The 10,293-nt window shown below is 73.9% G+C and carries 10 protein-coding genes; 7 read left to right on the forward strand and 3 right to left on the reverse strand.

From position 1 onward, the window contains the following. Positions 1-107: 107 nt before the first annotated feature. The gene (locus CA983_RS33770; RefSeq protein WP_086604591.1) at positions 108-1,259 is read left to right on the forward strand and encodes an NADH-quinone oxidoreductase subunit D; all 1,152 of its coding nucleotides are present in this window, start codon (positions 108-110) and stop codon (positions 1,257-1,259) included. Positions 1,260-1,262: 3 nt separating this feature from the next. Here CA983_RS33770 and CA983_RS33775 read toward each other — a convergent pair whose 3' ends face one another. Beyond that, the gene (locus CA983_RS33775) at positions 1,263-2,273 is read right to left on the reverse strand and encodes an SAM-dependent methyltransferase (protein ID WP_244207208.1); all 1,011 of its coding nucleotides are present in this window, start codon (positions 2,271-2,273) and stop codon (positions 1,263-1,265) included. A 119-nt stretch (positions 2,274-2,392) separates the two neighbouring features. Here CA983_RS33775 and CA983_RS33780 point away from each other — a divergent pair, with 119 nt between their 5' ends. Further along, positions 2,393-3,583, forward strand: coding sequence for a sensor histidine kinase (locus CA983_RS33780; protein WP_086604593.1), 1,191 nt, complete (start codon positions 2,393-2,395; stop codon positions 3,581-3,583). A gap of 57 nt (positions 3,584-3,640) precedes the next feature. After that, positions 3,641-4,309: a response regulator gene (locus CA983_RS33785; protein WP_086604594.1), complete on the forward strand. Its 669-nt coding sequence runs from the start codon at positions 3,641-3,643 to the stop codon at positions 4,307-4,309. 20 nt (positions 4,310-4,329) lie between these two features. Here CA983_RS33785 and CA983_RS33790 read toward each other — a convergent pair whose 3' ends face one another. After that, positions 4,330-5,430: a DUF5937 family protein gene (locus tag CA983_RS33790; protein ID WP_086604595.1), complete on the reverse strand. Its 1,101-nt coding sequence runs from the start codon at positions 5,428-5,430 to the stop codon at positions 4,330-4,332. A gap of 159 nt (positions 5,431-5,589) precedes the next feature. Here CA983_RS33790 and CA983_RS33795 point away from each other — a divergent pair, with 159 nt between their 5' ends. Continuing rightward, positions 5,590-5,793 (forward strand): hypothetical protein, encoded by a 204-nt coding sequence (locus CA983_RS33795; protein WP_086604596.1) that lies wholly within the window; start codon positions 5,590-5,592, stop codon positions 5,791-5,793. Here the strand turns inward: CA983_RS33795 and CA983_RS33800 are convergent. Continuing rightward, a complete protein-coding gene (locus CA983_RS33800) occupies positions 5,786-6,979 on the reverse strand; it encodes a threonine aldolase family protein (RefSeq protein WP_086604600.1) in 1,194 nt (397 codons plus the stop codon). The two genes, CA983_RS33795 and CA983_RS33800, sit on opposite strands and share 8 nt — an antisense overlap. A gap of 173 nt (positions 6,980-7,152) precedes the next feature. On the opposite strand from CA983_RS33800, the gene CA983_RS33805 reads away from it, so the two are divergent. The 3 genes from CA983_RS33805 to CA983_RS33815 form a co-directional block, all read left to right on the forward strand. Next, on the forward strand, positions 7,153-8,079 hold the full coding sequence (locus CA983_RS33805; protein WP_086604597.1) for a Rossmann-like and DUF2520 domain-containing protein: 927 nt from the start codon (positions 7,153-7,155) through the stop codon (positions 8,077-8,079). After that, entirely contained in the window at positions 8,079-9,080 is a 1,002-nt protein-coding gene (gene panC, locus CA983_RS33810; RefSeq protein ID WP_086604598.1) for a pantoate--beta-alanine ligase, read from the forward strand. The genes CA983_RS33805 and panC overlap by 1 nt, the downstream gene beginning before the upstream one ends. Further along, positions 9,077-10,293, forward strand: a 1,217-nt coding sequence (locus tag CA983_RS33815) for an L-aspartate oxidase (RefSeq protein ID WP_086604599.1), incomplete at its 3' end; no start/stop codon positions are given. The genes panC and CA983_RS33815, both read left to right, overlap by 4 nt.

Genomic DNA, 10,293 nt, shown 5'->3' on the forward strand with positions numbered 1-10,293 from the left:
TCCCTGCCGCGCCCTGCGTCTCCGCCGCGCCCTGTGTCCCCGCCGGCCCCGTGTCCTGCGGGCTCCCCGTCTCCATGAGGCCAGCGTACGTAGGAGAGACTGTGTCCATGACTCCTACGACGGAGACCATGGTCGGAATCGGCGGCGCCGCGGAGAGCACCGACATGGTGCTCAACATCGGGCCGCAGCACCCGTCCACGCACGGCGTGCTGCGGCTGAAACTCGTGCTGGACGGCGAGCGCATCACGCACGCGGAGCCCGTGATCGGCTATATGCACCGCGGCGCGGAGAAGCTGTTCGAGGCGCGCGACTACCGCCAGATCATCATGCTCGCCAACCGCCACGACTGGCTGTCGGCCTTCTCCAACGAGCTGGGCGTGGTCCTCGCCGTGGAGCGGATGCTCGGCATGGAGGTCCCCGAGCGGGCGGTGTGGCTGCGCACGCTGCTCGCCGAGCTGAACCGGGTGCTCAACCACCTGATGTTCCTCGGCTCGTACCCGCTGGAGCTCGGCGGGATCACGCCGATCTTCTACGCCTTCCGGGAGCGCGAGGAGCTCCAGCACGTCATGGAGGAGGTCTCCGGCGGGCGTATGCACTACATGTTCAACCGCGTGGGCGGCCTCAAGGAGGACCTGCCGGCCGGGTGGACCATGCGCGCGCGTGCCGCCGTCGCCGACGTGCGTTCCCGGATGGACCGCTTCGACGACCTGGTGCTCGGCAACGAGATCTTCCGGGGCCGCACCCGGGGCGTCGGCACGCTCGCCCCGGAGGCGGTGCACGCCTACGGCGTCAGCGGGCCGATCGGGCGCGCCTCGGGCGTCGACTTCGACCTGCGCCGGGACGAGCCGTACCTCGCCTACGGCGACCTCCAGGACACCCTGCGGGTGGTGACCCGGCAGGAGGGCGACTGCCTCGCCCGCTTCGAGTGCCTCCTGGAGCAGACGCACAACGCGCTGGACCTGGCCGACGCCTGCCTCGACCGGCTCGCCGAGCTGCCGCCCGGGCCGGTCAACCAGCGGCTTCCCAAGGTCCTGAAGGCACCCGAGGGCCACACCTACGCCTGGACCGAGAACCCGCTCGGCATCAACGGCTACTACCTGGTCAGCAAGGGCGAGAAGACGCCGTACCGGCTGAAGCTGCGCTCGGCCTCGTACAACAACATCCAGGTGCTGACGGAACTGCTGCCGGGGACGCTGGTCGCGGACATGGTGGCGATCCTGGGGTCGATGTTCTTCGTGGTGGGGGACATCGACAAGTAGCCGTCACGCGGTGAGCACGTCCGGGATCCCGACCGGCTGGACGAGCCACCCGAAGTCGCCCAGCCCGCCCGCCGCGGTGAGCTCGGCGGCCTCTCCGGCGCTCGCGAGGGCGCGTACGTAGGCGGCGGGGTCGGTGGACGCCAGCGTGAGCGGGGGGCGTGCGCCGGTCACGCCCAGGGCGCGCAGTGCCTCGCGCTGCGGGAGCAGGCGCCCGCCGGGCAGCGCGCACGCGTCGAGCGCGACATGCGCCGTGATGTCGCACGAGCCGTCCGGCACGGCCGCCGTCTCGCGGCCCTCCCGGAAGCCGGTGAGCGTCCCGAACGGCGGCCGCGTGTCCGCCGTGTGCGCGTAGTCCACGGCGACGGCGAGCCCCCGGTCGAGCGTGGCGACCGCCGCGGCCCATGCCTCGTCCCTGGGCAGGCCGATCTCGGCCCGCAGCCCCGCCTCGCCGGACAGCGGCCACCACCGTGCCAGCCACCGCGCCTGCGCCCCGCCGATCGGCTCCCCGAGCCGTTCGGTCCCGTCCTCCCGGACCAGCACCAGTCGCGCCACGCCCGCGGCGTCCACCTCCGCGACCTCCACCGGTACGTTGTCCAGCCACTCGTTGGCGAACAGCAGCCCGGTGACGCCCTGCGGCGGCTCGGCCGGCCACTCGATCCRGTGATCGAGTCCCTCGGGCCGCTCGGCGACTTCGACCGCGTACGCGCGCGTGCGGGCCGCCACGTCGGCCGGGAGTGCGGCGAGCACGCCGGCGGCCAGCTCGCCGCGCCCGGCCGCCATGTCGACGAAGTCCAGCGTCGCGGGCCGTCCCAGCGCCTCGTCGACCCGGCACAGCAGCCCCGCCACGGCCCCGGCGAACAGCGGCGACGCGTGCACGGACGTACGGAAGTGGCCGGCCGGCCCCTCAGCCCGGCGATAGAAGCCGCCCGGCCCGTACAGGGCCTCGCGAGCCGCCGCACGCCACCCCCGCCACTCCTGCCCCTGCTGTCCCTCGCCCCTCGTCACTGCTGCCACGGGGCCAAGGCTAAGCGGACACAACGAACGCAACTCCACCTTGCGGAGTACACGCGCCCGGTGCGGATCGGTCCTCCGGTTGACCCCTGCACCTATCCCGCTTCCCTACGCTGGGTTACGTGCAGCGCCTCTATGACTTCCTCCGCAGGCACCCGATGTGGGTCGACGGCTCCTGGGCCGTGGTCCTCCTCGGGATTTCCGTGGTCGGCGGAGCGTCGGGCGGATTCGGCCCGCCGGCCGTCGCCGTTCCGCTCGCGCTGCTGCTGTGCCTGGTGGTCGCGCTGCGCCGCCGCATGCCGGAGAAGATGCTGCTGCTCGCGACCGCGGTCGGTGTGGCCCAGCTGATCACCGATGTCGAGATGGGTCCTCACGACTTCGCCATGCTGGTGATCGTCTACACGGTCGCGGCGGAGGGCGCGCGCTGGGCCTCCCGCTTCGCCCTGGCCGCCGGCCTGTGCGCGGCTCCCCTGGCACAGCTGCGCTGGTCGAGCGATCAGACGAGCGTTGCCGGCAACATCGCCCTGGCGGTCCTCATGACCGTGCCCTTCGCCCTCGCCTGGGTGCTCGGCGACTCCATCCGCACCCGCCGCGCCTACTTCGCGCAGCTGGAGGAGCGGGCCGCCCGCCTGGAGCGGGAGCGCGAGGCGCAGTCCAAGGTCGCCGTCGCCGCCGAACGCGCCCGGATCGCCCGCGAGCTGCACGACGTCGTCGCGCACAACGTCTCGGTGATGGTGGTGCAGGCCGACGGCGCCGCCTACGTCCTCGACGCCGCGCCCGACCAGGCGAAGAAGGCCCTGGAGACCATCTCCTCCACCGGCCGCCAGGCCCTCGCCGAGATGCGCCGCCTGCTCGGCGTGCTGCGCACCGGGGAGCACGAGGAGGCCGGCGAGTACGTGCCGCAGCCCGACGTCGAGCAGATCGAGGACCTCGTCGAGCAGTGCCGCGGGCACGGGCTGCCCGTCGACTTCAAGGTGGAGGGCACCCCCCGCCCGCTGCCCAGCGGCGTCGAGCTCACCGCCTACCGCATCGTGCAGGAGGCGCTCACCAACACCCGCAAGCACGGCGGGCCCAACGCGGGCGCGAGCGTGCGCCTGGTGTACTTCGACGACGGCCTCGGCCTGCTCGTCGAGGACGACGGCAAGGGCGCCCCGCACGAGCTGTACGAGGAGGGCGGGTTCGACGGACAGGGCCACGGCCTGATCGGCATGCGGGAACGGGTCGGCATGGTCGGCGGCACCCTGGACGCCGGCCCGCGCCCGGGCGGAGGATTCCGCATCAGTGCCCTGCTGCCGCTCAAACCCGCCAACTGACCTCGGGCGCACGCCCCCCTCGCCGACACTTGTGACAGAGATATGGAAGAGGCCCCGATGACGATCCGCGTGATGCTCGTCGACGACCAGGTGCTGCTGCGCACCGGGTTCCGGATGGTGCTCGCCGCCCAGCCGGACATGGAGGTCGTGGCGGAGGCGGGCGACGGGGTCGAGGCCCTCCAGGAGCTGCGCTCGACCGAGGTCGACGTGGTGCTGATGGACGTCCGCATGCCGAAGCTCGACGGTGTGGAGGCGACCCGCCGGATCTGCGCGGACACCGACCCGCCGAAGGTGCTCATCCTGACCACCTTCGACCTCGACGAGTACGCCTTCTCCGGGCTGAAGGCGGGCGCCTCCGGCTTCATGCTCAAGGACGTGCCGCCCGGGGAGCTCCTCGCCGCGATCCGCGCCGTGCACAGCGGTGACGCGGTCGTCGCGCCCTCCACCACCCGGCGGCTCCTGGACCGCTTCGCGCCGATGCTGCCGGGCACCAAGCAGCCCCAGCACAAGGAGCTGGAGCGGCTCACCGAGCGCGAGCGGGAGGTCATGGTGCTGGTCGCGCAGGGCCTGTCCAACGGCGAGATCGCGGCCCGGCTGGTGCTGTCGGAGGCGACGGTGAAGACGCACGTGGGCCGCATCCTGACCAAGCTGGGGCTCAGGGACCGGGTGCAGGTGGTGGTGCTGGCCTACGAGACGGGGCTGGTGCGGGCCGGCGGGCACGGCTGAGCCGTCCGCCAGGGGGCCTGCTATCGGAGGATCCCCTCCAGGAACTCGCTGCCGAGCCGGGCCACCACCGTCACATCCAGCTGGTGCAGGACGTAGCGCCCGCGGCGACGGGTGGTGACCAGGCCCGCCTTCTTCAGCACGGCCAGATGCCGGGATATCTCCGGGGCCGTCATGCCGTGCACCTGCGCCAGCTCGCCGGTGGTGTACGCGCTGCGGGCCAGATTGCGGCACATGCGCATCCGCACGGGGTGGGACAGCGCGGTCATGCGCAGGGCCAGCTGCTCCAGCGTGGGCGGGGCGGCGAGCTCGGGGGAGCCGACCGGGTAGTGCAGCACCGGCTGCCAGCCGTACCGGTGCAGGACCATCAGGTGCGGCCAGCCCAGGCTCGTCGGGACGAGCAGCAGGCCCTTGTCGCCCGTGGCCGTACGGCCGTCGCCCAGCTTGTCGACCGCTATGTCGGCGGCGGCCTCGTCGAGCGTCACCGCGGGGGACACCGCGGCGAGCGCCTCGGCCAGGCCCCGGTGTCTGAGGAGGTCCGTCTTGTGGCGGGCGTCCGCCGCGAGCTGGTGACGCAGCCGGGACCAGGCCTCCGCGAAGAACGCCTCGTCGCAGTCCTGGAGGAACTGCCGCAGCCAGGCCCGGATCCTGGGCGGGTCGGCCAGCAGCCGCTCGCTGAACCGCAGCTGCCGCGGCCCGCGCGCGGCGGCCAGGTCCAGCGACCGGCGGCGCACCTCGGGGTCGGACAGCGCGGTGGGCCCGCACGAGCCGTACCCGACGGCACAGGTGAACTCCAGCGCCGCGTCCACGAACTGCTCGTCCGTCAGCTTGTCCAGCAGGTCCAGTTCCTCGGCGAGGGTGGCGCACGGCAGTGTGCCCGGGATGCCGGCGTAGGGCAGGAACAGGTCCGAGAACGTCGTCCGCCACAGGAAGTCGGCCTCGCACATCCGGTCGGCCAGATGCGGATCGAGCCGGGCGGTCACGCCCGTCACCCAGCCCTGGAGGCCCGGGTGGTGTCCCGGCTCGGACAGCGCGTGCAGCGCCATGCCCAGCTCGGCCAGGGGCGAGGGCACGACGGCGACCAGCTCCGGCCGCAGCCCCGCGATGTCGATGCGCACGCTCATGCCCTCATGGTGCACCCCGCCACTGACAACGCCCCCGTCGATTGACGGGCCTCGTCAATCGACGCGACGCCGACCCCGGCACGGGCGCACTGTGGCACCACCGGGGCAGCCGCGGAGCCTTCGGACCTCCAACACCCCGTCCCGCAGAGGCGATCCACCATGAGCATCACGCAGCAGCACCTCCTCGACACCTACCGCGCCCGCCGGCTCGGCGAACCCGCCCCGCCCGCACCCGGCACGCACGACTGGCAGGTCGTACGGGAGTGGCGCGACGAACGGCAGTTCCGGGCGGTCCTGGCGGGCCGCCCGGCCCGCCACCGGTTCCGGGACGCCCTGAACCGGTGGCGGCGGCGCCCTACCTGACCTCCTCCGGCAGCCGGGCCACGAACTCCGCCACCGCGCTCTCGACCTCCTCGGCGCTCCACTCCAGCCCGGCGGCCCGCACATGCACCTCCGTGACCGCCAGACCCGGACCGCCCCGGTCCCAGGCGGAGCCGAACAGGACGGAGCCCGTCTCCTCGGCCGCCCGGACCGCCGCCTCCGCCAGGACGCCGGCGTCGTACGGCAGCCACACCTGGAAGTCGTGAGTGTGCGGCACCTCCGGGTGCACGCGCACCCACGGCACCCCGGCCGCCGCGAAGCCCTCGCGCAGGGCGGCGGCCACCACGCGCGCGTGGGCGACGTACTCCGGCAGCCGGGGCAGCTCCCGCTCCAGCCCGGCCAGTGCCGACAGGACCGTCGGGAACTGCTGGAAGATCTGGCCGCCGTACCGGTGCCGCCAGGCCTTCGCCTCCTCCACCAGCTCCCTGGGCCCGGCGAGCGCCGCGCCGCCGAATGCCTCCAGGGACTTGTAGAACGACACGTAGACGCTGTCGGCCAGGCCCGCGATCTCCTCCAGGGACCGGCCGAAGTGGACCGTGGACTCCCACAGGCGGGCCCCGTCGAAGTGCACCACCGCGTCCCGCTCCCGCGCGGCCGCGACCACCTCGGTGAGCTCCTCCCAGGAGGGCAGCACGAATCCGGCGTCCCGCAGGGGCAGTTCCAGCATCAGCGCCCCGAAGGGCTCCTCGAAGTCGCGCACCTCGGCGGCGGTGGGCAGCCGCGGTTCGCCCGTCACGCGCACCGGCCGCAGCCCGCCGACCTCGCTGAACGCGTTCCGCTCGTGCACCTCGGGATGGCTGAGCGCGTGCAGGGCGACGGTCGGGTCGCCGGTGCGGCCCGCCCAGCAGCGCAGCGCCACCTGCTGGGCCATCGTCCCCGTCGGGAAGAACGCGGCGGCCTCGGTGCCGAGCAGTCCGGCGACCTTCGTCTCCAGCGCCTCGACGACGCCGTCGCCGTAGAGGTCGGACAGCTCGTCCAGGTCGTACAGGCCCTCCGCCCCGTCGAGCTCCGCCAGCTGCTCCCGGAGCGTCTTGTGGAAGCCGAAGCGCGCGAACACCCGCCGTGCGCCCCGGTGGGCGGCCAGCCGCCGCTCACGGAGCCGTGACCTCCGGTCCTCGTCCGGCAGTTGCCCGGTCGCCTGCTCGTCCTGTTCCGCCGTGTCACTCATGGCCCGGATCATCCCGCGCGCGTGTGCGGGCGGGCACCCGGTTTTCCCTGCCTGAACGCACAGCCTGAACGCACAGCCTGTGGACAACCGAACGCCCCCCGAACCGATCGCGTTAACATGACGAGAAATCGTCCGGTACCCGGAGCGGACTGGAACGGGAAGGCCGCCGTCGAGTGAACACAACCCCACAGCCAGACCCCAAGGACCGCCCCGCGCGGCTCACCGTCGGCGTCGTCGGCGCCGGTCGCGTGGGACCCGCACTGGCCGCGTCCCTCCAGCTCGCCGGGCACCGCCCGGTCGCCGTCTCCGCGGTCTCCGACGTCTCCCGGCGCCGCGCCGCGCAACTGCTGCCCGACGTGCCGGTGATGCCGCCCGCCGAGGTCCTCCAGCGGTCCGAGCTGGTCCTGCTGACCGTTCCGGACGACGCCCTGCCCGAGCTGGTCGCGGGCCTCGCCGACACCGGGTCCGTACGGCCGGGACAGCTGCTCGTGCACACCTCCGGGCGGTACGGCGCGCGGGTGCTCGACCCCGCCCTGCGCGCGGGCGCCCTGCCGCTGGCCCTGCACCCGGCGATGACCTTCACCGGCACGCCCGTGGACGTCCAGCGGCTGGCCGGCTGCTCCTTCGGCGTCACCGCGCCCGAGGAACTGCGGATGGCCGCCGAGGCCCTGGTCATCGAGATGGGCGGCGAGCCGGAGTGGATCGCCGAGGAGAACCGGCCGCTCTACCACGCGGCCCTCGCGCTGGGCGCCAACCACCTGGTCACCCTGGTCGCCCAGTCCCTGGAGCTGCTGCGCACGGCCGGTGTCGCGGCCCCCGACCGGATGCTCGGCCCGCTGCTCGGCGCGGCCCTGGACAACGCCCTGCGCTCCGGCGACGCGGCCCTCACCGGCCCGGTCGCGCGCGGCGACGCGGGCACGGTCGCCGCGCACGTCACCGAGCTGCGCCGGCACGCCCCGCAGACCGTCGCCGGCTACCTGGCGATGGCCCGCGCGACCGCCGACCGGGCCCTGGCCCACGGCCTGCTGAAGCCGGAGCTCGCCGAGGACCTCCTCGGGGTACTCGCCAACGGGACCGACGGCACCGAAGGGGACGCCTGATGACCACCACCCTGCTCAGCACCGCCGGTGAACTGCACGCACGCGCGCGTACGGGCCGTCGCGCCGTGGTGATGACCATGGGCGCGCTGCACGAGGGCCACGCCACACTGATCCGCACCGCCCGCGCCATCGCCGGGCCGGACGGCGAGGTCGTCGTCACCGTCTTCGTCAATCCGCTCCAGTTCGGCGAGGGCGAGGACCTCGACCGCTACCCGCGCACCCTGGACGCCGACGTGAAGCTGGCCGGGCAGTCGGGCGCGGACGTCGTGTTCGCCCCGGCCGTGGACGAGGTCTACCCGGGCGGCGAGCCCCAGGTCCGGATCACCGCGGGCCCCATGGGCGAGCGGCTGGAGGGCGCCTCCCGCCCGGGCCACTTCGACGGCATGCTCACGGTCGTCGCCAAGCTGCTCCACCTCACCCGCCCCGACGTCGCCCTGTACGGCCAGAAGGACGCCCAGCAGCTCGCCCTGATCCGCCGCATGGTGCGGGACCTGAACTTCGGCGTGGAGATCGTCGGCGTGCCCACCGTCCGCGAGGAGGACGGCCTGGCCCTGTCCAGCCGCAACCGCTACCTCTCGCCCGCCGAGCGGCGCACCGCCCTCGCGCTGTCCGGTGCGCTGTTCGCGGGCCAGGACCGGCACGCCGCGCAGGAGGCGCTGCGCGCCCGGGCCCGCGAAGTGCCCGCCACACGCGCGCGTGCCGAGGCCCTGAGCGCCATAGGGGAGTCCCGCGCGGCAGCGGACGCGCACGCCGTCGCGACGGCCGTCCCGGGCGGCCCGGCCGCCGTCCGCGCGGCCGCCCGCCAGGTCCTCGACGAGGCCGCCCGCCTCGACCCGCCGCTCGTGCTGGACTACCTCGCCCTGGTCGACCCGTCCGACTTCACCGAGATCGGGGACGACTTCACCGGCGAGGCGGTCCTCGCCGTCGCCGCCCGCGTCGGGACGACCCGGCTGATCGACAACGTCCCCCTCACCTTCGGAACCTTCGGAGCCGCCTCGTGACCAGCACAGGCATACGACTGCACGCGCCCGCCCCGGGGTGGTCCCTCTCCGCGGACGTGGTCGTCGTCGGCTCCGGCGTCGCCGGCCTCACCGCCGCCCTGCGCTGCGAGGCGGCCGGCCTCACCACCGTCGTCGTCACCAAGGCCCGCCTGGACGACGGCTCCACCCGCTGGGCCCAGGGCGGCATCGCCGCGGCCCTCGGCGAGGGCGACACCCCCGAACAGCACCAGGACGACACCCTGGTCGCGGGCGCGGGCCTGTGCGACGAGGAAGCGGTCCGCATCCTCGTCACCGAGGGGCCCGACGCCGTACGCCGCCTCATCGAGACCGGCGCCCAGTTCGACGAGTCCTCCGAGGGCGGCCTGGAACTCACCCGCGAGGGCGGCCACCACCGCCGCCGCATCGCCCACGCCGGCGGCGACGCCACCGGTGCCGAGATCTCCAGGGCCCTGGTCGAGGCGGTACGCGCGCGTGGCCTTCGCACGGTGGAGAACGCGCTCGTCCTGGACCTCCTCACGGACGCCGAGGGCCGCACCGCCGGCGTCACCCTGCACGTCATGGGCGAGGGCCAGCACGACGGCGTGGGCGCGGTCCACGCCCCGGCGGTGGTCCTGGCGACCGGCGGCATGGGCCAGGTCTTCTCGGCGACGACCAACCCCTCCGTCTCCACGGGCGACGGCGTGGCCCTGGCGCTGCGCGCGGGCGCCGAGGTGAGCGACCTGGAGTTCGTCCAGTTCCACCCGACGGTCCTCTTCCTGGGCTCCGACGCGGAGGGCCAGCAGCCCCTGGTCTCCGAGGCGGTCCGCGGCGAGGGCGCCCACCTGGTCGACGCCGACGGCGTGCGCTTCATGCAGGGGCAGCACGAACTGGCCGAACTCGCCCCCCGGGACATCGTCGCCAAGGGCATCATGCGCCGCATGCAGGAGCAGGACGCCGAGCACATGTTCCTCGACGCCCGGCACTTCGGCGCCGACATGTGGGAACACCGCTTCCCCACGATCCTCGCCGCGTGCCGCGCCCACGGCATCGACCCGGTCACCGAGCCCATTCCCGTCGCCCCGGCCGCCCACTACGCCKCCGGCGGCGTCCGCACCGACTCCCGGGGCCGTACGACCGTCCCCGGCCTGTACGCGTGCGGCGAGGTCGCCTGCACCGGCGTGCACGGCGCCAACCGCCTGGCGTCCAACTCCCTCCTCGAAGGCCTCGTCTACGC

It is taken from the genome of Streptomyces swartbergensis (assembly GCF_002148965.1).
GTDB classification, from domain to species: Bacteria; Actinomycetota; Actinomycetes; order Streptomycetales; family Streptomycetaceae; genus Streptomyces; species Streptomyces swartbergensis.